General features: G+C 61.0%; 20 protein-coding genes. 3 read left to right on the top strand and 17 right to left on the bottom strand.

Annotated elements, in window-relative coordinates:
* Nucleotides 1-71: 71 nt before the first annotated feature.
* The gene (locus AC1DDS_RS03940) at nucleotides 72-2,216 is read right to left on the bottom strand and encodes a GumC family protein (protein ID WP_477477671.1); all 2,145 of its coding nucleotides are present in this window, start codon (nucleotides 2,214-2,216) and stop codon (nucleotides 72-74) included.
* A 273-nt stretch (nucleotides 2,217-2,489) separates the two neighbouring features.
* On the opposite strand from AC1DDS_RS03940, the gene AC1DDS_RS03935 reads away from it, so the two are divergent.
* Both AC1DDS_RS03935 and AC1DDS_RS03930 read left to right on the top strand, forming a co-directional pair.
* The gene (locus AC1DDS_RS03935) at nucleotides 2,490-4,046 is read left to right on the top strand and encodes a lipopolysaccharide biosynthesis protein (protein WP_477477670.1); all 1,557 of its coding nucleotides are present in this window, start codon (nucleotides 2,490-2,492) and stop codon (nucleotides 4,044-4,046) included.
* Nucleotides 4,039-5,424 carry a phenylacetate--CoA ligase family protein gene (locus tag AC1DDS_RS03930; protein ID WP_477477669.1) on the top strand — a complete coding sequence of 462 codons (1,386 nt, stop codon included), beginning with the start codon at nucleotides 4,039-4,041 and terminating at the stop codon, nucleotides 5,422-5,424. The genes AC1DDS_RS03935 and AC1DDS_RS03930 overlap by 8 nt, the downstream gene beginning before the upstream one ends.
* Before the next feature lie 116 nt (nucleotides 5,425-5,540).
* Here AC1DDS_RS03930 and asnB read toward each other — a convergent pair whose 3' ends face one another.
* The 16 genes from asnB to AC1DDS_RS03850 form a co-directional block, all read right to left on the bottom strand.
* Nucleotides 5,541-7,469 (bottom strand): asparagine synthase (glutamine-hydrolyzing), encoded by a 1,929-nt coding sequence (asnB, locus tag AC1DDS_RS03925; RefSeq protein WP_477477668.1) that lies wholly within the window; start codon nucleotides 7,467-7,469, stop codon nucleotides 5,541-5,543.
* A 139-nt stretch (nucleotides 7,470-7,608) separates the two neighbouring features.
* The gene (locus AC1DDS_RS03920; RefSeq protein ID WP_477477667.1) at nucleotides 7,609-8,424 is read right to left on the bottom strand and encodes a metallophosphoesterase family protein; all 816 of its coding nucleotides are present in this window, start codon (nucleotides 8,422-8,424) and stop codon (nucleotides 7,609-7,611) included.
* Between the two features lie 2 nt (nucleotides 8,425-8,426).
* On the bottom strand, nucleotides 8,427-9,623 hold the full coding sequence (locus AC1DDS_RS03915) for a carboxylate--amine ligase (RefSeq protein WP_477477666.1): 1,197 nt from the start codon (nucleotides 9,621-9,623) through the stop codon (nucleotides 8,427-8,429).
* A 221-nt stretch (nucleotides 9,624-9,844) separates the two neighbouring features.
* Nucleotides 9,845-10,852 carry an SDR family NAD(P)-dependent oxidoreductase gene (locus tag AC1DDS_RS03910; protein WP_477477665.1) on the bottom strand — a complete coding sequence of 336 codons (1,008 nt, stop codon included), beginning with the start codon at nucleotides 10,850-10,852 and terminating at the stop codon, nucleotides 9,845-9,847.
* 51 nt (nucleotides 10,853-10,903) lie between these two features.
* The gene (locus AC1DDS_RS03905) at nucleotides 10,904-11,593 is read right to left on the bottom strand and encodes a sugar transferase (RefSeq protein WP_477477664.1); all 690 of its coding nucleotides are present in this window, start codon (nucleotides 11,591-11,593) and stop codon (nucleotides 10,904-10,906) included.
* Nucleotides 11,590-12,726 (bottom strand): DegT/DnrJ/EryC1/StrS family aminotransferase, encoded by a 1,137-nt coding sequence (locus AC1DDS_RS03900; protein WP_477477663.1) that lies wholly within the window; start codon nucleotides 12,724-12,726, stop codon nucleotides 11,590-11,592. Before AC1DDS_RS03900 ends, AC1DDS_RS03905 begins: the two co-directional genes overlap by 4 nt.
* Nucleotides 12,727-12,798: 72 nt before the next feature.
* Complete coding sequence (locus tag AC1DDS_RS03895; protein ID WP_477477662.1) at nucleotides 12,799-13,518, bottom strand: nucleotidyltransferase family protein; 720 nt, start codon at nucleotides 13,516-13,518, stop codon at nucleotides 12,799-12,801.
* A gap of 623 nt (nucleotides 13,519-14,141) precedes the next feature.
* Nucleotides 14,142-14,846: a GntR family transcriptional regulator gene (locus tag AC1DDS_RS03890; protein WP_477477760.1), complete on the bottom strand. Its 705-nt coding sequence runs from the start codon at nucleotides 14,844-14,846 to the stop codon at nucleotides 14,142-14,144.
* Nucleotides 14,847-14,993: 147 nt separating this feature from the next.
* Complete coding sequence (locus AC1DDS_RS03885; RefSeq protein WP_477477661.1) at nucleotides 14,994-15,728, bottom strand: aspartate/glutamate racemase family protein; 735 nt, start codon at nucleotides 15,726-15,728, stop codon at nucleotides 14,994-14,996.
* Nucleotides 15,729-15,738: 10 nt separating this feature from the next.
* The gene (locus tag AC1DDS_RS03880; protein WP_477477660.1) at nucleotides 15,739-16,461 is read right to left on the bottom strand and encodes an ABC transporter ATP-binding protein; all 723 of its coding nucleotides are present in this window, start codon (nucleotides 16,459-16,461) and stop codon (nucleotides 15,739-15,741) included.
* Nucleotides 16,462-16,464: 3 nt separating this feature from the next.
* Nucleotides 16,465-17,244, bottom strand: a complete 780-nt coding sequence (locus tag AC1DDS_RS03875) for an ABC transporter ATP-binding protein (RefSeq protein ID WP_477477659.1) — start codon at nucleotides 17,242-17,244, stop codon at nucleotides 16,465-16,467.
* Nucleotides 17,244-18,233: a branched-chain amino acid ABC transporter permease gene (locus tag AC1DDS_RS03870; RefSeq protein ID WP_477477658.1), complete on the bottom strand. Its 990-nt coding sequence runs from the start codon at nucleotides 18,231-18,233 to the stop codon at nucleotides 17,244-17,246. The genes AC1DDS_RS03875 and AC1DDS_RS03870 overlap by 1 nt, the downstream gene beginning before the upstream one ends.
* A 4-nt stretch (nucleotides 18,234-18,237) precedes the next feature.
* A complete protein-coding gene (locus AC1DDS_RS03865; RefSeq protein ID WP_477477657.1) occupies nucleotides 18,238-19,104 on the bottom strand; it encodes a branched-chain amino acid ABC transporter permease in 867 nt (288 codons plus the stop codon).
* A gap of 111 nt (nucleotides 19,105-19,215) precedes the next feature.
* Complete coding sequence (locus AC1DDS_RS03860; RefSeq protein WP_477477656.1) at nucleotides 19,216-20,415, bottom strand: ABC transporter substrate-binding protein; 1,200 nt, start codon at nucleotides 20,413-20,415, stop codon at nucleotides 19,216-19,218.
* Between the two features lie 240 nt (nucleotides 20,416-20,655).
* On the bottom strand, nucleotides 20,656-21,717 hold the full coding sequence (locus AC1DDS_RS03855; RefSeq protein WP_477477655.1) for an aldo/keto reductase: 1,062 nt from the start codon (nucleotides 21,715-21,717) through the stop codon (nucleotides 20,656-20,658).
* Between the two features lie 108 nt (nucleotides 21,718-21,825).
* Nucleotides 21,826-22,908 carry a LacI family DNA-binding transcriptional regulator gene (locus AC1DDS_RS03850; RefSeq protein ID WP_477477654.1) on the bottom strand — a complete coding sequence of 361 codons (1,083 nt, stop codon included), beginning with the start codon at nucleotides 22,906-22,908 and terminating at the stop codon, nucleotides 21,826-21,828.
* A gap of 197 nt (nucleotides 22,909-23,105) precedes the next feature.
* Between AC1DDS_RS03850 and AC1DDS_RS03845 the strand changes: the two genes are divergently transcribed.
* Nucleotides 23,106-24,128: an ABC transporter permease gene (locus tag AC1DDS_RS03845; protein ID WP_477477653.1), complete on the top strand. Its 1,023-nt coding sequence runs from the start codon at nucleotides 23,106-23,108 to the stop codon at nucleotides 24,126-24,128.
* Nucleotides 24,129-24,156: the final 28 nt, after the last annotated feature.

Below are 24,156 nucleotides of genomic sequence, written 5' to 3'. Positions count from 1 at the left end.
AGGCTCCTGCTCTAGGTTGCAACGAATCCGGTGCTGATCATCCGCTCCGACCAGTGCCCCATGAGTTAGGATTAACTCCACAGGCCGGAACGCGAATAATGTCTTCGGTGCTTGTGGAGGAACTCACCCACATCCCCGAGCCGATACCGTGCATGCTTTCTCAGATGGACGCGCGTCAACACAGCATGAACATTGGCCAGGCTCTCGAACCGATTGGAGTGCTGCAACTGCTGGAGGGCATTGCCGGCGACCTCGCGCCGTGTGCTGCCCCAGCGCACCGCAAAGATCACTTTGTCGGCTACCGTGGAAAGGAGGCGGGCTTCCGTTGCGAAGGCCGGCGGGCCATCAATGATGACGCAATCGTAGCTCCCGCGCAGCCGTTGACAGATTTCCGAGACTTTCTGAGCCGCAACAAGCGAAGGCTCCTCGGCAGCTGTCCGGCGCACCGGAAGATAGTCGCATTCCAGATCTGAGCTCCGGCCAATCGACCCAACGCTCGTCAGGCTCTGAGCGAGCGGGCATGCATTCTCGCCCGCTACCATTTCCAATTCCGCTGTGCTCCCGGGATCTTTGAGGTCGCGGTCGACTAGAAGAACGCGACGTCCAAGACGCACGGCGCAGGCAGCGAGGCCCGTGGCCAGCGTGGTCTTGCCTTCGCCGGGCACACTGGATGTCACGAGGATGATCATCGGCTCAACACTCGGACCAGCAGGCTGGAGCGCTGCGGCTGCGATCGAGTAGATTGCCTGGCCGTAAGCTGATGAACCTCCATCGAACAAGTAACGGGCTTTTCGGTGTGACCAGTAAGTAGACGGAATATTCGGGAGAAGGCCGATGCAGGAGACGCCGAGGACGTCAATGATGTCACGTTCACTCCGTAGAGTGCGATCCATGCTCTCAAGAAAGAATGCGATGGCCACCCCAAATGCCGAGAAGGCGATCAGTCCGGCTGGTATGAAGAGGATCGGGTTGATTGAGCTGGGGCGGGCCGGCGCTCGCGCCGTAGCGAGGATATGCGCCGCAACCGCCGCATTGTCCTGCGCCTCGGTTATCTCCTGCTTATTCCGGAGGAGACCGCTGTAATGTTCCGCAGCGGAAGCGGCTTGGCGCTCGAGAAAGCGAAGCTCGGTTTCAGAATCGAGACGGTCGGCGGCGCCGCTCTGCAGTGATTTCAGATATTGCTCCAGCATCGACGCTTGTGAGCGAATAATTTCAGTCTCGTTGTTGAGCGGCGCCTGCAGACGCTCATTTTTTAAGTCGCCCGTAGCACCTGGGTCTGGAGTCAACGCATCGCGAACCTTGGCCCTCTCTTCCTTTATGGCTTCGGCACTACGAGGCGTATCGATGGCAGCTTCTCTTGCCGCTATTTCGGATCTCGCGCGTGCAAGCTGCCGCCTCGTTTGGGCGATAAGTTCCGCATCAGACTCGACATTGGTCGTTCCATGGACGATGCGGAAAGATTGCACCCTCTCTTCCGCTTCCCGAGCCTCGGCCTTGACCTCCGCAAGGCGCTGGTCCAGCCGAGCCACCAAACGTTCGGACTCCTGCCGGTTCTGGTCGCGCAGTTCTTCGATGTGGAGGTCTACGAACTGGTTTGCGATGACGGCGGCTTTTTCGGGACTTTTGCCGGTGTAGCTCACGGAGATGATGCGGGAGCGGCGCTCTTGGTTGACCGTTAAGCCCGCTCTGAGTTCCCCCACACTGGGAATACCTGGCCGTGCGTCACCACTTTTAGCTGCCGGATCATCCGACATAGGAAGAATGCTTTTGATAGAACCAACGAACCAGGCTCGTAGTTCCTCGATGGACTTCCTTAATGCCGACGTCTCTTCTCGCGTTTTCGACTGAAAGCCGGGGTAATCGTACAGGCTGGCGCGCACCGAACGGAAATGATCTTCGGAAGTTAGAATAGCGATCGCCGTATCAATCACGGTCGGATCGACGGTCTCGAAAACGGTCGAATGTGTTGAGTTCGCGTCCGGCGGACCCGGGTCGATAACGATCTGAGCCGTCGCTGTGTACGAGGGCGGGACTGCCAACGCGGCAATGACGGTCACAAAAGTACCGAGCCCTGCCATGGCGCCGATTAAGACCTTGTGCCGTCTAATAATGTCGACGAGCTCGGAGAACTGAGCTCCAGATGCACGTCGCGAATCCGAAGGCGCCGGACCGTCTAATCGAGAATATCTCCCGCTTGGTGGCCTAACACGTTCCATAGTTGGCGACCTCTATTTCGACAGTGCGAGACAACTTCGGCGATGTTGATGGCATGATCCCTGCTTGGGATGCATAATTCAGATCCTGCCTCGTCAGTTGCAGCAAGCCGAGAATTAAAGCCTAAGGAGCCCGGTGTCGGGCGTCTTCATTCGTTTGCATGAGGCCCGCAGACGGAAAGTAATGCGACATTGAGGAGCGTTGATCTGCCACCGGTGGACTGCTTCCGTTGACCCACTGCGCTGGTCTCAACGAGGCAGCAGGATGGGAATGCCATGTTGAATGCAGGCATCACCGGTAAGTCTATGACTGACGTCGCGAAAGTTCGCTTCGTCAGCAATGTGGCTTCCAATGCAGGCTATGTCGTTATGAACACAGCTCTCATGCTGTGGTATGTTCCGTTTCTGGTAAGTCATCTCGGCGTGGCGGCGTACGGGATGATTGCGCTAGCAAACTCCCTCGTCATGTATGGAGCGTTGGTCGGAACCAGCCTGAACGTTTCGATTACCCGTTTTCTGGCGATAGACCTCAATCAAGACGACAGCGCCAGCGGCATCCGAACTTTCAACACCGCCCTGGCGCTTTCGATAATTGCTTGTAGCGCCCTGTTGGTCCCGGTAGGCATTCTGACCTTTTTCCTTCCGGCGCTGTTCAATGTTCCCCCCGGGCTGGAGCCGGCGACCCAGTTTCTGTTTGCAAGCGTCTGCGCTGCGTTCATCGTGACAATTCTGAGCAGCAATTTCGGTGTTGCAAGCGTGATCCGACATCGCTTCGACCTGCGAAATATCGTGAACGCGCTGACGATGCTGACCCGGGTGGGCATCATAGCGCTTTGTTTCATGGTCTGGCCGGCAACCCTCTGGCAAGTCGCAGCGGCTTTCATCGTCTCCGCCATGATCGGACTTGCGGGTGACGTCGTCGTCTGGAGACGCTTGACGCCGGAGTTGCATCTCGATTACCGCAGCATCGACCGTCATCGCTTTGGGGCACTTGCGAATTTGGGCGGCTGGTCGGCAGTCAACCAGACCGGCGCGCTCCTGCTGATGCAGGTGGACCTCCTGATCGTGAACGCCATGTTCGGTGCCGAGATGACCGGACGATACGGCGCCGTGCTGCTCTTCCCTGCGATGATACATACGCTCACCGAGGCCGTCGCCGCTGTGTTAAGTCCGGCAATAATGGCGCGCTACGCCGTAGACGACATTGAGGGAATGCGACGGATTGCTTGTCATTCCGTCAAGCTTCTTGGGGTTGCACTAGCCCTGCCGGTTGGCCTGCTGTGCGGATTTGCCGGGCCTTTGCTGCATCTGTGGCTGGGTCCCGAGTTTGCTCAACTGGACGTGCTGCTGATCCTTCTCGTTGGCCATTTGGCAGTCAACCTGGCCATCAGGCCGCTTTTGTACGTAGTGACGGCGTACAACAAGGTCAAAGTGCAAGGATTGCTCACGCTCGCGCTCGGCTTCGCGAACATCGGCTTGGCGATAGTGCTTGCACGCTGGAGCGGATGGGGAGTAGCCGGGATCGCGGCGGCCGCGGCCATCGTGTGGACGGTCAAGAATTGCCTGTTCTTGTCCAGCTACTGCGCGGTCCTGTTGCGTCTCCCCTGGTGGTCGTTCTACGCGCCCTTGACAGCCGGGGCGCTCGGCACGTTGGCTATCGGCTGCGCCGGCAGGGTCATTTCACAGCTTTGGTGGCCGGCGGATTGGCTGACCCTCGGCGCAATGGCGGCCGCAGTTGCTGTCGTGTACAGTCTAGCTGCCTATGCCTTGAGCTTGAGCCGTTCGGATCGTGATCTGCTGTGGAGCGTCCTGGATCGGAGATCACATGCTTAACTGGCGTGCACCGATCCTGACGGTCTACGACTCACGGATCTCCCATAATCCGATCCCCCGCCATGGCTCATTCCTAGGCGAATTCCATAGCTGGCCGGTCGCAGGGCAGCGAGAGGCGCAGCTGGAGCGGCTTTCACAGCTGTTGTTGCACGCTGCCCGCAACGTGCCGCATTACCGCGATGTGCTGACAGCGACTGGCGTGGTGCACGGCGACCACGTGGACCTCGACCGCTTCCGGCACGTGCCGGAGCTTACCAGGGACATGTTGCGCGCGAAATTCGAGTTGCTGAAGAGCGATGATCTCCCCTCGAGGGCCTGGTATAAGAACAGTTCGGGCGGAAGCAGCGGGGAGCCGGTGACGCTGCTGCAGGACCGCCACTACGATGACATCGGGCAGGCAACGATCGAGATGCACTATTCCTGGGCGGGAAAGCTCGCCGGGGAGCCGTTCGTCAAGCTTTGGGGGTCGGACCGCGACGTACTGTTCGGTACCGAAGGGTGGCGCAACAAACTCAGCAACTTCATGCGGAACCGAACGTTTCTCAACTCCTTCTATCTAAGCAGACAACACATGCAGAACTACGTAAAAGTAATTCAGCGTGTGCGTCCGGTCATTATCGAAGCTTATGCGGAAAGCATCTATGAGCTTGCGCGCTACATCAATGCCGAGCGTATCAGGCTTCCCCCCGTCAGGAGCATTGTCACGAGCGCCGGTACTCTCTATCCCTTCATTCGTGAAGAGGTCATGCGCGCCTTCAACTGCCCGATACTAAATCGTTACGGCTCGCGCGAGGTCGGCAGCTTCGCCGGCGAGCACGAGGCCGGAGCAGGGCTGGAGGTCTTCACCTATACCCATTTCGTCGAGGTCGTGGATGAGGCAGGCGAGCCATGCGGGCCGAACGAAGAAGGCGACGTGCTGGTCACGTGCCTGACCAACTACGCCATGCCGATCATCCGCTACCGGATCGGCGACCGCGCGGTGGTCGCAGCCGCGGTTTCGACCCCAACACCCTCCGTTGAAAAGTTGGCGACAGTTACCGGACGCATGATGGATGCCTTCGTGCGCGAAGACGGCTCGACCATCCCCGGATACTTTTTCGTCCATTTCCTTGGTGTCGTGCATAAATCCAATTGGCTGAAAAAGACTCAGATCATCCAGCAAGACTATGATGTGATCCTGGTTAAGATGGTCACGGCAGCGCCGCCGCCGGAGGGTGCTCTGGACGAGATCCGTAGTTCGCTGCAGCGTGTTATGGGATCAGCATGCCAGGTGACCTTCGAGTTCGTCGATGCCATTCCGAAGCTGGCCTCAGGCAAGTACCGTTATACGGTATCGCTCGTTCCTCGGCCGCCACACGGCACACCTGCTATTCAATAAGTGTCTGAGTTCGCGCTGACGGCCCCCGGAGCGGAAACCCCTCCTTTCGCTGAAGCTTCCGAACTGCTGGGCACCACCGTCAGGGATGACTCTCCTCCTTCATTGATCCGTTTGTTTCATGCAGCCGTGGCGTGGCTTCCCTTGCGGAGGGCGGCTTGTAGGAATGCATCGCTGTCCAGATAGGTGCGCGACCACGCATCCAGAAAGAGGAGCCGCCACAACAGCGGCCCGAAGTCTCGCCCACCCGCCGAGATGTGGGCCGCGATGATGCGTTCCACGCACGTCACATCCCAGAAGCCGCGCGCCTTCGCCTCCGGGGAAAGCAGCCGTTCGCGGAGGAACGTTTGCCCACTCGGCTGCTGGAACCAGGCGCGAAGCGGAACACCAAAGCCGCGCTTGCTGCCGCGTCGCACCTGCGTCGGCAACAGCCGCTCCGCCAGCTTTCGCAGGGGGAGCTTGCCCTCACGGGTGTTGAGGAGTGCCGCACGGGGCAACCTCGCGGCCCACTCGACGACGCGGTAGTCCAGGAAAGGCGAACGCACCTCGATAGAGTGCGCCATCGAGGCCCGGTCCATCTTTACAAGGATGTCGTCCGGCAGGTACAGCGCGTAATCCAGTGCCTGTTGGCGCGCCTGAATCGCTTGCCCGCGCGTGGCGCTCCACCGCTCCCAGAGCGGTGCGCCTGCCCCCGCGAAATGGTCGCGCACAGTGGGGCCGAAGGCGAATTGCAGTGCCGGATCGGTTGGCACACCATCAAAGGCGGCAGCGTAGCCCCCATCCCGCAGCCCACATTTCAGCAAGCGGTAACGGTGCGATGAAAGTGTCGGCAACGCTTGCGACAGCCCGCGCATCGCCCAACCTATCGGGGCGGGTAACGTTGCAAGCCAACGATACCGCTGCGCCTCCACGTAACGGCGGTAGCCGCCAAACGCCTCGTCGCCGCCATCCCCCGACAGAAAGACCGTCGCGTGCTCTGCCGCCGCCTCGCACAGTGCAAAGGTAGGCAGCGCAGATGCATCGCCGAACGGCTCATCGTAGAACCAGGCGAGGCGGTCTATATCGGAGAGGCTGGCCGGCCGTTGCACGATGAGGCGGTGCTCCAACCCGGCGCGCTCGGCAGTGGCGCGGGCAAGGTCGCTCTCGTCGTGATCACGCTCGGAAAAGCCGACGGTGAGCGCGAGCGGGCGTCTTCCCTCTGCGGCCTCGCCCGCCAGCGCGGCCACCAGCCCGCTATCGATGCCGCCGGACAGAAAGATGCCAACGGGAACGTCACTTCGCATGCGAATGCGCGTGGCGTCGGTCAGCAGGGCCAACAGGTCGTCCAGTTGCGCCGACAAAAGCGTATCTGTTTCTGTGTCAGCCTCATCAGACACCTGCCAATATTGGCCCAATCGGGCGCGGTGCGGCTCGTCCAGGGGTCCTGCCAGATAGTGTGCGGGCGGAAGCTTCTGATAGCCCTTGAAGATGCATCGGTCGGTGGAGAGATAGTTTAGGGCCAGGTACTCGGCAACTGCGGCAGGGTCCACCTCGCGCGGGGCGTCAGACCATGCGAGCAGCGCCTTCAACTCCGAGGCGAAGCGCAAACTTCCTTGCCGCAGATGGTAGTACAGCGGCTTCACGCCCAGACGGTCTCTTGCAATGATGAAGGTCCGCTCGTGGGTATCCACGAAGGCGAATGCAAACATGCCATTCAGGCGGTACAGTGCCCGCGCACCCTTAAGCGCAAGTAGACGAACCAGCACTTCAGTATCCGAACCGCTCTGGAACTGTTCTCCCTCGCGCTCCAACGTCTGCCGCAGTTCGATGTAATTGTAAATTTCGCCGTTGAAGATCAGCCAATAGCGACCATCAGGCGACGCCATTGGCTGGCGGCCAAGCAGGCTCAGGTCAAGGATGCTCAGGCGGCGGAAGCCTAGCCCCCAACCCGCCCCGCTCTCGTAGCCCGCGTCATCCGGCCCGCGATGCTGAAGCAGCCTGGATAGAACCTCGACCTGTTCGTCACCGCCGCGAGGTCTCTCGCCGAACCAGCCAAATAGTCCACACATGTGCGTTCTCGCTTACTCTGCCACCGATTGCCTCCGATGAAAGCGGCATGTGGTTCCGCCGTGTCCGCTCGTCATGTCTTCTCGCCGGAAACACGAGCAGCCCCACCAGCCAACAGCTTCATCGTCGCGTAACCTGTCATCACCCGCTTACCTCCCACTTTCGCTTTACGGCGTCATAGAGGCCGAGAGCGACGAGATATCGTCTCAGTACTGCCTTGAGCGGCTTGGGGAGGGTGGCTAACGGGGGTAGCAGGCCCGCCCGCCGTTTCTTTGCCATTGAAACGGACCAGTCATATTCCACGCGCCTCACCTTGATGGCCTGGCGTGCGGTATCGAGAACGAGGTAGGTGGCGCGTGGATCGGAGGTCCGCGATTCTCCGACTGAACCCGGGTTGATATGGTAATAGGCATCCTCCTTGACCTTGATCTCGTCGCCAAGAAGTTGTCGCGGCGAGGACCCCTGCCATTCGAAGACGCCAAGGTGGTGCGTGTGTCCGAAGGCGCAGATCCGGATGCCCGAGGGGTGGTTCATGAGTGCCTCGAAGCTCGCTCGGCGCTGTTCGTCATTGTCTAGCCGAACGGTATCGCAGTCTTTCTCTGGGTGCAGCGCGCCATGAACTGCGATCACCGCGTCGTCAATCTCAGCCTTGAGGGGCAGCCCGGCCAGAAATGATAGTGCTTCCCGGCCGAGCCGCCGGCGTGTCCAGAAGATCGCGCGGGCGCCGACAAAACCGAAATCGTCGGTGACGAGCTGTCCACAGACAGCCCTGTCGTGATTTCCGGCTACGCATATGGCTCCGCATTCCTGTAGCAGTGCTATGCACTCTGCCGGATCCGTGTTGTAGCCGACGATATCGCCAAGGCATACGATACGGTCCGCTCCTTGCGTAGAGATATCGTCGAGAGTCGCCCGGAGTGCCTCGAGATTGGAGTGAACATCGGAGATGATCGCCAATCTCATGCTTCCCCCCGGTGTGCGGGCTGCATGAGTCGGGAAAGCCTTTCGCTAACGCCAGACATGCCCCAATGCCATACCGTTTGCAGCAGTACCGGATCATCCCAACTCAGATGCGAAGTCACCTCGCAGCGGATCACCCAGGGCAACCACGACCGCAGGGGCAACCCGATGGCGCGAGCAGCAAACCAATCGGAAGGGAGAGTGCACCATCGGATGCCCGGACGCGCTTTCGCCGGGGGCGGCCGGGATTGACCGGTTAGATCTGCGTAGACCAGCGCTGGTATGTTGACGCCTGCACGTGCGCCTAGGACATGCCAAAGATTAAAGCGCGGGTTGACCTCCAGGAGGTGAAGTGCACCATCCGGGTCTCGTTTGAAATCGAACTTAGCGACGCCGCGCAGGTTCAGCTTCTCAACCAGTGCGTGGCCGAGCGATGCCACATCCGCCGCATCCGTAGTCTCCAGGGCGGTGCTGTGACCACATGACGGTGGGTAAGTTCGTATTTTTCGGCCAGTAAACTCGCCGGCAATTTCGCCCCGATGATCAACATAGACATGATAACTTTCGATGCAGCTTTCCGGCCCCGGAACCATCTCCTGGACCAGGAGATCCATTTCGTTGCTGGCCAAGCGGGGCCACAATTCTCGGAATGCCTCTTCTGTGGCGACCTCGATTGCCTTGCCACCGTTCGCAATTAGTTCCCAAGGTGACCGGCGCCTGAGTGGCTTGATGACGACCGGAAAGCGCAGATCAATGTTAACCGGTGGTGAGTCCGCACATGGCCGGATTCTTCGCGATGCCGGAACGGGAAGGCTCAGCCGTTCCGCCAGAGATTGAAAACGGGCCTTGTCGACGAGATCCTCCACCAACGCCACTTCGGGCAGGATGAAGCGGAAGGCCTGGCCCAGTCTCTCGCGGTATCGTGACATGAACAGGAGGTGGGAATCCTCTTCGAAGAAAAGGACGGGGGGCTCCTGCTGTGCCGCACCGAAGCGCAGCAACATGTCCGCCAACGCGTCGAGATTCTTTGAAAAGCTCTGCCAGGGTAGGACCGATCGGACGAACCGCGAATAGGTGGTCGGATTGCCGGGCGGCGCGACAACCGCGCAGGAAATGCCGGCCAGTCCAAGGGGCCGAACCACATTCATATCGCCCATGACGCAAGCCATGGGGCCTACGACCGCCTTGCGCTTCACGGGCGCTTCCCGTGTCTGCTGTGGATGGCGAGTGCGATACATTCGAAATCCTATTCCGCGGAGCGCCGAGGAGGCTCAGGCGACGCGACGTGCCGTCAAGTGCCAACGACGCGAGAGCTTCCCGCAGCGGCACGGCGGCCGCCGCTTGCAGGCCGAGCATCGGCCGACCGGACAAGCGTGGCCGCCGGGAACAGGGTCGTCGTGAACCTGCCGCGGCGCGGTCACGTGATATATCCCTTCTCCTGCCGCACCCGACCTTGCTCAAGGCGGTGGCGCCACCATGAGATGGTCTGATCGAGACCTTCTCGAAGAGAGGTGACGGGTTGCCATCCAGTTTCGCGCTCGAAACGAGAGGAGTCGGCCAGCAAAGCTCGAACTTCGGAATTTACCGGCCGTAGGCGGCTTTCATCCCTACGGATGGGCTTGTTGTACTTCGTCATATCGAGGACCAGTTCGATAATGTCGGCTACGTTTGTCGCCCGCTGGCTGCCGGCATTGTAGGGGCTGCCGAATTCGATCCCGACTGCGCTTCCTGCCGCAAGAAACGCAGCAACCGTATCTCCTACAAAGGTGAGGTCGCGGATCGGTGTCGTATCGCCCACGAATATGGCCGAGCAGGATGGGTCGAGCGCCTGCCGGACAATTGTTGGAATGATGGCCCGCTCGCTCTGACGAGGCCCGAACGTATTGAACGGTCGCAGGATAACAACGGGAAGCCCGAACGAACGGGCGAATGCTTCCGCCATCGCATCCGCACCGATTTTCGATGCCGAATAGGGAGATTGTGCCTTCAGAGGATGCGATTCACCGATCGGCATCGTGATCGCCGTTCCATAGACCTCGCTGGTAGAGGTCACGACCACGCGCTCCGTTCCCGACTGCCGGGCGGCCTCAAGGATGTTGAGCGTGCCGAGGATATTTGTCTCTACATAAGATTGGGCAGCTGCATAGGAATATGGAACTGCGATGAGAGCAGCGAGATGAAATACCAACTGATGATCCCGCACGATGCTGCTAATGAAGTTGGTATCGCGCACGTCGCCGCGAACGAGATTGACCTTCTCCTTTATGGTTTCGGGCAGGTCGTCGAGCCAGCCATAACTGTCGAAGGAGTTGTAAAGGGCAAGGGCCGTAACCTCGCTCCCGTGCCGGACGAGCTCTTCGGTCAGATGCGACCCAATGAACCCATCCGCTCCGGTTACGAGCACTCTGGTCTTGTCATATCGCATTCAACTACTCCCCTGCGGCGTTTCGCATCACGTGCGACGGTCCCAATCGGGCTAGCGATGCTCGCGCTCTGCCAGAGCGGTGCCAATCGGCGGGACCCAGCCGAGGACGGCCAACGCCCCCCGGATCATCCAAGCAATGTCGGAAGCGACGGTGCGGTGTGAGAAATAGGCAAGGTCGAGCCTTGCCTTGGCCGGAAACAGGACGTCGCGATAAAACTGCGTCGGATCCTTGTCTCGCGGATAGAACTGCCGTTCGTTGCGGAATGCTACCTGGCTCGGGCCGATCAGCCCCGGCCTGTACCGCAGGACTTCCTCGAACTCTTCGCAAAAGCAATTAACGAAGTCCAAGCTCTCCGGGCGCGGCCCAACGATGGACATCTCGCCGCGTAGCACGTTCCACAATTGCGGCAGTTCGTCGATTTTTGTCCTGGCGAGGAACTGTCCAATTCTCGTGAGGCGACAGTCACCGTCCAACGTGAGCGGGCAGCCATCCGTACCGCAGTCTGGGCGGAACTTGCGGAACTTGTACATCCGGAATGGTTGCCCCCCGACGCCGACTCGTATCTGGGCGAAGAGGATCGGTGGCCCGCCTTCCAGCAGGAGCGCGGCCGCGACCAGAACCAACAGAGGTGCCAGGAGCACCATGGCGACTCCCGCGATGAGGATGTCGAGCGTCCGCTGTACGAGCAGGCTGGCGGCTGGTGCTTGCGGCCTCTGCAACGCGACTGGCTGCATTATCATGCCACGGCTCCCGTATTGGCCCTGCTGTGAACCACCTCTGCGAGACGTGCGACGATCATCTCCAGCATGGATGTGCTGATCCGAGGATGCAGAGGGAGCGTCAACTCGCGTTCGGCGAAGGCTTCGGTTCGCGGCAGGTGAAGGTTCGGGTAGAGCTGCCGGTAGAGCGACAGGAGGTGCACTGGGGGGTAATGGATGGTGGTCTGAATCCCAGCGGCGCGAAGGTGATCGATCACGTCCTGCCGGTTCACGAAGGACGGCAGCAGAACCGGCATGATATGACACGCGGACAGACTGCTTCCGGAGAACGGGATTTGGACCGAAGGGCAGTCCAGCGCCATCAGGCGGCGATAGATCAAGGTCAATCCCAGCCTGATGCCGTTCCAGTTCTGGAGTCGCTTCAGTTGCACCAGGCCGATGGCGGCGCGTAACTCATCCATGCGATAGTTGAAGCCCAGCATGGTGACGTCGTAATGCGGCGTCCGGCTATTCAGCCGCTGATGGGTGGTGCTGGTCATTCCATGAGCGCGCGCCTGCCGGATTGCCTCGCGCACAGCACCATCCCGGGCCAGGACGGCACCGCCTTCGGCCGTCGTCATGTTCTTGTTGCCATAGAAGCTGAATGCAGCTGCATCGCCGAACGTGCCGGCTTCCTTCAGCCCGGGCGCATGCGCTGCGTCCTCGATGAGCAACAGCCCTCTGCGCCGAGCGAATGCACGCCATGCCTCGCGGTCGGGTAGATATCCGGCGAAATGCACCAGGATGACGGCTTTCGTCCGCGGGGTGCACCGCGCCTCTGCCTCGGCCAAGGAGATGAGTGGCACATCCATCGACTCGATATCGACAAAGACGGGGTCGGCACCAACATAGCGAACGGCATTGGCAGTGGCGACGAAGGTGAGGCTCGGCACGAGTACCTCATCCCCGCACGTCACCCCAAGTGCCTGCAAGATCAGGTGCAGTGCCGCCGTGCAGGAGCTAACGGCGACGGCGTCCTCAGCTCCATGCATCGTGGCAAACGCCTCCTCAAAGGCGCGCACGCGATCTCCCATCGTCAGCCATTCGCTGTCAATGACCTCGGAAAGGACAGCCTTTTCCTCAGCTCCTACAATGGGCGCAGAGACCAGCAGCATGGAGACACTTCCTTTGGCTCTGTGAAGACGGGAGGGTATTCCCGCAGATCCGGCTGGCACGCCGGTACGCGGTCAGGCCGCGGATACCGCTTCGATCGAGGCCGACTGTTCATCCCAGGCGATGTCCTGAGCGTTCTGGAAATCCTCGACGCGCCCGATATCCAGCCAGAGGCCCTCGTGCCGAAAGACATGCACGTCCTCGCCGCTCTCAAGCATCTGTAGGATTAAATCATCAAAACCGAATGGAACGCCGGTCGGGATGAACTCGAAAACGGTAGGATTCATGCAATAGAGGCCCATGCTGACGAGGTGCGCCAGCGTCGGCTTTTCGCGGAATCTCTTCACGGATCCCTCCTGCTCATCGATAACGCCGAAATCCATCTTGTGTGAACGAACGGTGGTCGCGATGGTCAGTGGTCCGCAGTGCTTGTGATGAAAGCCAACGAACTGGTTCAGGCTCAAGTCGGTCAATATGTCGCCGTTCAGCACTAGAAATGGCTCGGTGAGATCGTCCCGGAGAAGGGAAAGCGGGCCAATCGTTCCCAGCGGCTCAATTTCCTGCGTGTACAGGATCCTCATGTTCCATTGGGTGCCGTCACCGCAGAAGCTGCGGAGGAGATGTCCGAGGTAGCCGGTGGTAATGTAGACATCCTGCACCCCGTTCCGCCTGAGCCACTTCAAAAGAAGTTCCAGGACCGGTCTCGACCCGATCGGCATAAGAGGCTTTGGAAGGACCGACGTGAAGGGCCGCAATCTCGTACCTTTCCCCCCGCATTGAATGACAGCCTTCATCTCATCCTCCCTGTTCCCAAGAGCCGTACCAATTAGCGCCAGGGTGGTGCCGGCACTTTGAAAACACAGCGGCAGCTTTACTTATGCGGCTTCAGTTTCCATGACTCTTTTCCAGTTGGACCTCTACAGCGCTGCGCGTCTTACAAGACGCGCAAAGGTCGCTGTAGCGCTTTGAATTGCTGCATGTTTCCTCAAATCGGCTACGATTTGAGGAAACATGCAGTAGCTTCACTTTCCAAGCATTATATCTCGAAGGATATGGAACTGAGCGAGTGCTGTCTTCGTGTGTTCGAACGATGCGCGCGGTTCTGTCTCGCGACGATCGGATGAAGCTGTACGGCGCCCAGAATTCTGAGCTGGGAGCCAGGTTCTGCGGGCGGCGCATCCGAAGCGCTGCCCAGCCAGCGGTGCAGGAGCATGACCGACAAACATCCGACCAGCCGATTTGCACCGTTACAAGTCCACCGCAAGCTCGCAAAGAGAAGCCTCGGTGGCTGGCCGAGGCTAAGAGCGAAGGAGATCAACGAGCATGCCTCCGACTGGTGTCAGATCATGAGAGCGATTATCACCAGAGGCCATTCGGCGGACCGTGGGGAACACCCCGCCGGCTGATGCCGACGAGGTCAGCGCAGGATTTCGGCGAGCTTTCCCGGCTTCCGATCGACGCGGTCGAGGTCGAGGCCGGAGAGCAGGTCGAGCAGGTGCTCCTCCATCAACCGCGCCGCCGTCTCCGCTTCGCCGGCCTCGATGGCGTCGACGAGCGCATGATGGGCGTGGCTTTCGCAGGTGGTGTCGCGCCGCCGCCAGTAAAGCGCGATGATCAGTGAGGAGTGGGAGACCAGGTCCCGGACGAAGCCGGTCAGGACCGCCTGATCGGCGATCTCGGCGATCGCCACGTGGAACTTGGCGGACAGCATGATGGCGTCGCTGTCCCGTCCGGCATGCAGCGCCTCTTCTTCCTTTTCCAGGTGGCTGCGCAACAGACGCACATCCTCGTGTCTGGCGACGCCGGCAGCCAGCGCGGCCACCTTCGGTTCTATCAGTGCGCGGGCGTCAAAGACCTCGCGCGCCTCCTTGGGCGACGGCTGGGCGACGAAGGCGCCGCGGTTCGGCTCCAGCCGGACAAGCCAATCGTGCGAGAGCGCCTGCAGAGCGCTACGGATAACCGTTCGACTGACCGAATAGATCGCGGCGAGTTCGTCCTCGGGCAGCTTCGTGCCCGGAGCGAGGCGGTGGCTGACAATGGCATCGCGCAGGCCGTGATAGATCGGTGACCAGCGCGCCCCCGGGTTCTCGCGATCGTTGTCAGGCCTGAGTGTCGTCACCATTTTTGTCGCTTCCGGCGAGCTGCCGCTGTCCATGCCTTGTCTGCGCCATCCTCATGGAGCCAAGCGGACGATTGGCTCCGCCACGCGCCTCGATCGTGTCCCAGGCGTCACCGTGCCGACGTCCGGTGCGGGCGTTCTCGCTCTTCTTCAACCTGCTCCTGGGGACCAGGGCGCATAATGGCCGGCAAACCGCTTTGCCCGTGGGGCGGCATAGCCGCCCACCTTTGAGGTCCTGAGTCCCAGCGCCGCGGTCGCTTCCGCGAGTTTTACCGCGCAGGCAACGCCGTCGAGCACCGGCACCCCATGCTCGAGCGAGAATTCGTGCGCAAGATCGGCCATGCCGGCGCAACCGAGCACGATCGCCTCGGCCCCGTCTTCGCGGACCGCGCGAGCGATCTCGGCGGAGACCTTCTGGCGTGCGTCGGAGCCCGGCTGTTCGAGGTCGAGAACTGCGACATCGGAAGCGCGGACCCGGGCGCAACGGGTGGCGAGGCCGTATCTCGACAGATTGTGCTCGATGGCCGGAACCGATCGCGCCAGCGTCGTGACGACGCTGAATTTGCCGGCGATCAGCGTGGCGAGGTGAAAGGCCGCCTCTCCGATGCCGATCACCGGAGCCTCGGCGGCGCAACGGGCCGCGTCGAGGCCGGTGTCGTCGAAACAGGCGATGACATAGGCGTCCACCGCGCCGGCCTTCGCCATCTCGGCGATGATGCCAGGAACGACGAAGGCCTCGTCGAAATAGCCTTCGATGCTGGGAGGGCCATCCTTGGGATTGACGGCAACGATCTGCGTCGCCGGCGATGCTGCCGCCTGTGCCGCCCTGCCGATCTTGTCGGTCATCGAAGTTGTCGTGTTCGGGTTGATGACGAGTATACGCACGTTGATCCGCCTAATATTCACCACCGAGATAAAGATGCCTGACGCGTTCGTCGGTCAAAAGTTCAGAGGAATTGCCGCTGAGCGCGACCTTGCCGGTCGTCAACGCATAGGCGCGTTGGGAGATTCTAAGCGCCATGCGTGAATTCTGCTCGACAAGGAGGACGCTCACCTTTTCGTCCCGACTGATCGCGACGATGGAGCGCGCGATGTCCTGCACCAGCTTCGGCGCGATCCCGAGCGATGGTTCATCGAGTAGCAGAAGGCGCGGCCGCGCCATCAATGCCCGGCCGATGACGAGCATCTGCTGTTCGCCGCCGCTCATGGTTCCCGCCTGCTGTGAATAGCGCTCCTTGAGACGCGGAAAGCGCGTCAGCACCATCTCGACGCTCTGCCGGATTTCGCTCCTGTCCGTGCGGCTGAAGGCGCCCATCAGCAGGTTGTCGCGCACGGTCATGAAGGGGAAGACGCGACGCCCCTCCGGCACCATCGAGATGCCCATGCGGACGATTTCGTCCGGAGCGACGCCATCGATGCGGTCCCCCCGATAATGGATCTGGCCGGAGCGGATCTTCCTGAGGCCGGTGACGGCGCGCAGGATCGACGTTTTGCCGGCGCCATTGGCGCCGATGAGGGCGACGGTTTCGCCCTCGCGCACCTCAAGCGATACGCCTTTGAGGGCGTAGACGTGATCGTAGTAGAGCTCGACATCATCGAATTTCAGCAATGGTTCCATGGCCTACAATCCGATCGATTCGTCTTCGGCACCGAGATAGGCCTCGATGACCTTCGGATCTTGCTGGATCTGCGCCGGCGTGCCCTCGGCGATCATCTGACCGAAATTGAGCACGACGATCCGGTCGGAAATGTTCATGACCGCCGGCATGTCGTGTTCGACCAGCAGCACCGTGATGCCGCGTTCGCGCAGTTTGCGGACGATCTCGACGGCGCGCCGGGTTTCGTCGTGGTTCATGCCGGCGAAGGGCTCGTCGAGGAGGATGACGGAGGGATCTGTAGCAAGCGCGATCGCAATGCCGAGCGCGCGCAGATGACCGTGCGGCAGGGTGCTGGCGATCTCGCCGCTCATCGCCGCCAGGCCGAGAAAGGCCAGGATCTCGTCCGCCGAGGCTCCGAACGCCTCGAGATCGCTCCGGGCCGCCGCGCTGCCGAAGTAAAAGCCGGCCAGGCTGGCGCGAGAGCGCAAATGGTGGGCCGTCACGACATTGTCGCGAACGGTCATGTCCTTGAAGATCGTCGTTTCCTGGAAGGTCCGCACCACGCCTCTGCGGGCGGCGATGTGCGGCGCGAGGCCGGAGATGCGCTCGCCTTCGAGGCGTACTTCGCCGCTGGTCGGCCAAAGGAAGGAGGAGATCAGCTTGAACAATGTCGACTTGCCGGCGCCGTTCGGGCCGATCACGGACAGAATCTCACGATCGCGCACGGCAAAGGACACGTCGTTGACGGCGATGAGGCCTCCGAAGCGTTTGGTGAGCCCGACGATTTCCAGAATGACTGGCATCACTGGACGCTCCTCTTGCGGGGCAGGGCGAGGCTCAGGAGGCCGTTGGGCAGCACCAGCATGAGCGCGATCAGCACGGTCGAAAAGATCAGAAGCTGGAATTCGCCCGTCTGGAACAGCATGTCCCAGCCGAAGTAGAGGACAAAGGTGCCGAGCATCGGGCCGAGCACGTAACCAAGGCCGCCGAGGAAGCAGTTGAGCATGAAATTGACGGAATCGGCGACGGTGAAGCTCGAGGGGTAGATCGACTGCGATATCGCGGCGAACATCGCGCCGCCGACGCCGCCGAGGAAGGACGAGATCGCATAGGCAATGACGCGGAGGTAGGCGATGTTGACGCCGATCGATGAGGCGAGTTCCTCGTTCTGTTGCAGCGACTGGCAAAGCTGGCCGATCCGGGAATGGGTCAGCCGATAGAGGCCGAGGAAGCACAGCGCCATGAGCAGGACGGCGGCGATGTAGAAGGCGAGGCGCGGGTTCGCCAGCGTGGCGAAATCCGGCACGAGCGTCACGCCGAACAGGCGGATGCCGGACGGCAGCGGAATGCTGACGATGCCGCTGGCGCCGTTGGTGATCGGCAGCGCGAGGGCGAGCAGCCGGGCGACTTCGGTCAGGACCAAGGTGACCATGGCGAAATAGACGCCGCGCAGGCGCAGGATCGGCAGCCCGATGAGCACGCTTGCGGCGGCACAGAAGAGGCCGGCCAACGGCAGGGTCAGCCAGAAGGACATGCCATGGTTCATGACCAGTATGGCCGAGACATAGCCGCCCATCAGTGCATAGGCGCCCTGACCGATGTTGATCCGGCCGATGTAGAAGGTGATCCATACGCCGGCGCTGATGATGCTGAGCAGCGCCACCGAGGTCAGCGTGTAGTAGAGGTCGCTTCGCCCGGTGGCCTCGATCAGCAACGGCACTGCGATCAGCAGGACGAGCAGGAAAAGAACGCTGGCGATGATCCTGAGCGTGCCGGACCGTGACGTTTTCATCGCATCAGCCCCACGGTTTGCCCATCAGCCCGTTGGGGCGGATGCTCAGGAAGATCATCAGAAGCGCGAAGATGACGAGGTAGGTGACGTCGCCATATTCGCGCAGGGTCGCCAGCCCGATCGACTCCATCATGCCCAGGATGAAGCCGCCGGCGATCGCACCGCCGACCACGCCGGCGCCGCCGATCATCACCATCAGGAAGGCCTTGATGGAAATCGGGCCGCCGATGCCGGAATTGACGCCGGTGATGCTGACCAGCAATCCGCCGACGACGCCGGCAAGCATGGCGCCGAGCGCGAAGCCGATCATCGAGTAGCGCTCGACCTTGACGCCCATCAGTTGGGCGGCAACGCGATCCTGCGCCAGGGCCCGCATCGCGCGGCCCGGCTTGCTGTACTGCATGAAGAGCATGAAGGCGGCGATCATCAGGATGGCGACCACGCCGACGACGATGCGGTCATAGGGCAGGATCACTCTTTCGGAGACAAACACGCCGCTGACGATCTTCGGAACGCCGCGCTGCTTCTCGCCGAACAGAAGCAGCATCACCGCATCGAGGAAGAATGCCGTCGCGGCCGCGAGCAGCATGGTGCTTTCCTCGCGCTTGCTGCGGCGGACAACCGGCCGGAAGAGAAATTTTTCCATCAAGGCGCCGATAATGGCGAGCGTCAGACCCGAGCAGATCAGGGCGACGACGAACGGCAGCTTGAGCTGGCCGTAGACCGTATAGGTGACGAAGCCGCCCAGCACATACATCTGGCCGTGCGCGAAGTTGAGCACGTTCATCAGCGCGAAGATCAGCGTCAGTCCGAGTGCAATCAGCGCGTACTGGGCGCCGAGGTAAAGTCCATTGGCAATCACCTGCTCCATGGGCGCATCCAGTCGGTGGAGGTCCGGCTGCCCGAACCTCGGTTGACTTCAGGGCGCGGCCAAAGCGTGCCACCGCATTGCCCGCGCCCCATTCCCGTCAGGCGGAGAAAGTCAGTCCACTTCGCCGACGAACAGCGTCTGGAAAGCGCCGTCCTTGAACTCGGTCACCACCATCGGCACGAAAAGCTGTCGTTTTTGGCCAAACGAGGTCGTGCCGACATATTTCAGCGTGCTGTCCTTGGCGTAGGGGTTGGGCGCCGTGAAGCTGTCCATGGTCTTCCGGAACTCGTCCACATTGTCGATCGCCTTGGGGTTCGCCTTGAGCGTTTCGATGATGTACTCGAGCGCATAGACCTTGGTGTTGGACTCGTCGTTGTATTCTCCGAACTTCTTGGTGTAGCGGTCGATGAATTCCTCCATCAACGGTGTGCGGATCTCCGGTGTCGAGGCACCACCGACCGAAATGAAGCCGTTGGCAAGCTCGCCGGCCCCCTCCTGCAAGACGGTCGCATCCTGCGCGGTCTCCGCCGAAATCAGGCCCTCATAGCCGAGTTCGCGCGCGGCGCGGATCAGGAGCGGCGCATTGGCAGGGGCGACGCCCGACAGCACCAGCAGGTCCGGCTTCAACTGGACGATGGGCGTCAGCACCGGCGTAAAGTCGCGGGTGTCGCTCTGGTAGACATCCTTCTCGGCGACGACCTCGAGGCCGAGTTCCTTTGCAGCGGCCACGCCGCTGTCGCGCTGGCTCAGCGGGTCGGACTCGTTGGCCGCGATGAAGGCCACCTTCTTCACGCCCTTGTTGTCCTTGAGGTATTTATAGATGGCCGGTCCCGACTGATAGTTGGCGATCATGCCGAGCACGGCGTTGGAGGCCGGGGCCGTATACAGCGCTTTTGGGAAGGCGTAGGGGAAATAGATGATCCCCTTGGATTCGGCGACCGGGCGCACGGCGGCCGCGCCGTCATCGACATTGGGCCCGACGACATAGTGGATGCCTTCCTGGGCCATCTTCTCCATGCCGGCGATGGCGCGCTTGGGGTCCCGCTGGTCGTCGAAGGTGACGATGGTGATGTTGTAGGTGTCATCGCCGATCTTTACGCCGCCCGTCTCGTTGAGCCAGTCGGCACGGGTCTGCATCGACCGGACGTTGGACGTGCCCCAGGCGGCGGCTGGACCACTGGTCACGCCGACGAAACCGATCTTGAGTTCCTTGTTCTCGGCCTGGGCGGAGAAGGTGCCTGCGACTGCGATTGCAAGTAATGAGACGGCGCCGAGCGCCAGTGATTTCAATGTCGAGCGTCTGTTGAACATGTCACTCTCCATCTGTTCCATCCGGCGCGCTTCTGGCGATGCGGATAGATTAAGGAGATACTAAAATACACAGTTGTCAACATTTGCGTTTCGCTGTGTATACAAAATCGATTCTGCATTAGCGAAACGAACAGCAGTCGGTGCGAAGAAATTCCTGTCGTCCGCGGCGACATCCGCGGACTCAGGTGCAGGAATGTTCTGTGAAAGCCGAGGATAACGTCTGGTCTCGAAAAGACGTTCTCAGATCATTCCAAGATCCGTATAGCTGTCGTGCAGAGCCCAGTCGGCATCGCTGAAGCGGTCTTTGGCGAAATTGTGCTGGTGCCAATAGGGATAGATATAGGCTGGGCGGCTGACCTTGTTCAGCGTGTCCAGTTCATCTTCGGTCAGTTTCAAGTCGACGGCGGCGATGTTGTCGCGGAACTGTCTTTCGCTGAGGCCGCCGACGACCAGGCTTGCGACGGCCGGGCGGGAAAGCGTCCAGGCGAGCGACACCTGCGCGACGCTGACGTCGCGCACCCTGGCTATGGCCTCGAGGGCATCGACGATCGTCCACAGCCGTTCCTCGTCGCGGATCGGCGGCTCGCTCCAGCCGGCTGCCTGACGCGAGTCGGCCGGCGTCTTGCCGCGACCGAATGCGCCGGAAAGTAGGCCAGCCGACAGCGGACTCCACACCATCACGCCGAGGCCCTGATCGACGGAGATCGGCAGGAGTTCGTACTCGGCCTCGCGTGCCTCCAGCGTGTAGTGGATCTGCTGCGTGACGAAGCGGGGAAGGTTCTTTGCCTCGGCTACCCCCAGCGCCTTCATGATGTGCCAGCCGGAATAGTTCGAGCAGCCGAAATAGCGGATTTTTCCTTGCTGCCGCAGCGTGTCGAGAGCCGCCAGCATTTCCTCGACCGGCGTTACACCGTCCCATTCGTGCATGAAGTAAATGTCGATGTGATCCCTGCGCAGCCGTTTCAGGCTGAGCTCGCATTCGCGAATGAGGTGATAGCGCGACACGCCCTCGTCGTTCGGGCCGTCGCCGATGCGCATGCGCGCCTTCGAAGAGATGAGCACCTGGTTGCGCTTGTCGCCGAGCGCCTCGCCGAGGATCTCCTCCGAGCGGCCGAGCGAGTACATGTTCGCGGTGTCGAAGAGGTTGACGCCGCCATCGAGGCAGCAATCGATCAGGCGACGTGCGTCCTCGACGCCCTGGTTCGCCACCCGCCCGAAGGCGCCGACACCACCGAACGAGAACGTACCCATGGCGATGGCCGAAACCTTGAGGCCCGAGCGGCCGAGTGTCCTGTATTCCATATGCATGCTCCTCCGGGAAACGCCGACCGAGTCGGCGATCATCAGTTGGCTCACATCCGGCGAGCCCCAATCTTCGGCGGGGGCAACGGCAACGCTTGCCGCCCGTTGCTATTCCGCGGGATGCGGCAAGCTCTTCGCGGACCTTTCCCGTGTCGGGCCAGCGGCGACGCGTTCGTGGCTCGTCCGCAGGATCAGGTCGGCGCCGACCAGGATCTTGACGGGCGGCTGCGGTTCGCTGGCGGTAATCAGGTCGTCGAGAACCGTTACGGCGAGATAACCGATCTTGCGCTTGGACACGTCGATCGTCGTCAGGCCCGGCTCCATGGTGGCGCTCTGCGGCAAGTTGTCGAAGCCGATGATCGAGACGTCGTCCGGAATCGAGACGCCGTGCTCCCGAAGCGCCCGGATGAAGCCGTAGGCGATGACGTCATTCGTGCAGAAATAGCATTCCGCGAGGTCGAGACCGGTGGACAGCAGAGCGCGCGTGTCGAGATAGGCGCCATCATAGGTCGATTCCACCGACAGCACATCGGCCGCATTCACCTGCAGGCCCAAGCGCTCCATGTTCTTGAAGAAAGCGTCGCGGCGCAGGCGGAAGTTGGTCGTGTCGACATGGGAGGCCACGAAACCGATGCGCTGGAAGCCCTGCTTCTGAAAGCGCGACAACACCTTGTAGACGGCATCCTCGTTGTTCATGTCGACGAAATTGGCGTCGAGGACGTCGTAGAACGTATCGATGAACACGGTCGGCAGGCCGAGGCCCTGGATCAACCGGATATCGGCTTCCGTCAGCTCGGTGCCGAGCGCGATCACTCCGGAAATCGGGGCGCCGGCAAGCGATTCTGCGACAGCGCTGATCGGCTGCCCCTCGAAGCTTACCACTTCGAGCGTGTAATTGCGCCGCGTCGCCTCCGCGGACATGCCGTCGATGTAGTCGGAGACAAAGACGCTGTGGTCGCGATTGACGGTGTGGCCGTGCTTGGCAATCTTGAGGAAGCGCAGCGTCTCGCCGGGGGGCGTGCTCCGCGTCGTCCGCGGGACATAGTTCAGGCTTGCCACCGCTTCCAGCACCCGCGCCCGGGTCACGCCGGAAATTTCTCCCTTGCCATTCAACACGAGCGAAACCGTGGCCGGCGACACGCCGGCGGCGAACGCGATGTCCCTGATGGTCAGTTTTTCCGGTTTTTTCATGTGGAGGCGACAGTCCCACTTTTGCTGCAGGTGCGAATAAGTTTACTAAACGATTTTATGAATTTTTGCGAGACCTAGGCGAATTTGTCGCTCTGCGCAACCGGTCCAGTGCGAAAACGAGGCTTGCCAGAGGAAATTTCCTTTGCTAGCGTTTTAGTGAAGTGAAGCTTTATTTAGTAAACAGTCGGGAGGAGATCATGCGAAAAACCGGGGGGCAGCTGGCGATGCTGGCTGTCATAAACGGCCTTTTGCTGGTCGCGGGTGCGATGATTTCCGGCGGCTCCTTCCTTTCCATCTTCAATCTCCAGTCCATGGCGAGCCAGGTGCCGGAAATCGGCCTTCTGGCGATCGGCGTCATGCTCGCCATGTGCGCCGGCAATGGCGGCATCGATCTGTCGGGCATTGCCCTTGCCAATCTCTCCGGCGTTCTGTCCGCCGTCATCGTGTCATCCTTCCTGTCGGCGACGGATAGCGGAACAGCCTTCAGCCTCGCTTTCATCGCCGGCGCGCTCCTGATCGGACTTGCCGGCGGGGTGATCAATGGCTTGCTAATTTCGCGGCTCAATATCACGCCGATCCTCTGCACGCTCGGCACGCAGATGGCCTTCATGGGGCTTGCGGTCGTGGTTTCCGGCGGCAAGGCGGTGATGGTCGGCAGCCCGGCGCTGCTCTCCAGCATCGGCAACGACATGCTAGCCGAGGTGCCGATCAGCTTTCTGCTCTTCGTGATCGTCGCCGGCGTGATCGCCGCCCTCTTGAAGTTCACGCCTTACGGCCTGTGGCTGATGCTGATGGGCACCAATCCCAAGGCGGCGGTCTATGCTGGCTTTCCGAAGAACGGCGTGATCGTCGCCACCTATGCGATTTCTGGCATGCTGTCGGGGCTTGCCGGCGTCATCATCGCGGCGCGCAACGTCAACGTGAAGTTCGACTATGGCAGCTCCTACCTGCTTATCGCCATCCTCATCGCCGTGATGGCCGGCGTGAAGCCGGAGGGCGGCTACGGGCGCGTCATCTGCGTCGTGCTCAGCGCGATCGCGCTGCAGCTCATGTCGAGCCTGCTCAATTTCGGCGGGCTTTCCAATTTCGTACGCGACTTTGCCTGGGGGCTGCTGTTGCTCACCTTCCTGGCCGTCGGCCGCTACGACATCGCTGGCTTCCTGAATCCGGGTCGCCGCTCGCAAACCCCTTCGGCGCCTGTCCCTCAAACGCCGAAGTGAAATAAGAGGGAAGATTCGTGGAGGTAAA

It is taken from the genome of Mycoplana sp. 10N416, assembly GCF_056394765.1.
This window is presented reverse-complemented; position numbering and strand designations above follow the sequence as displayed.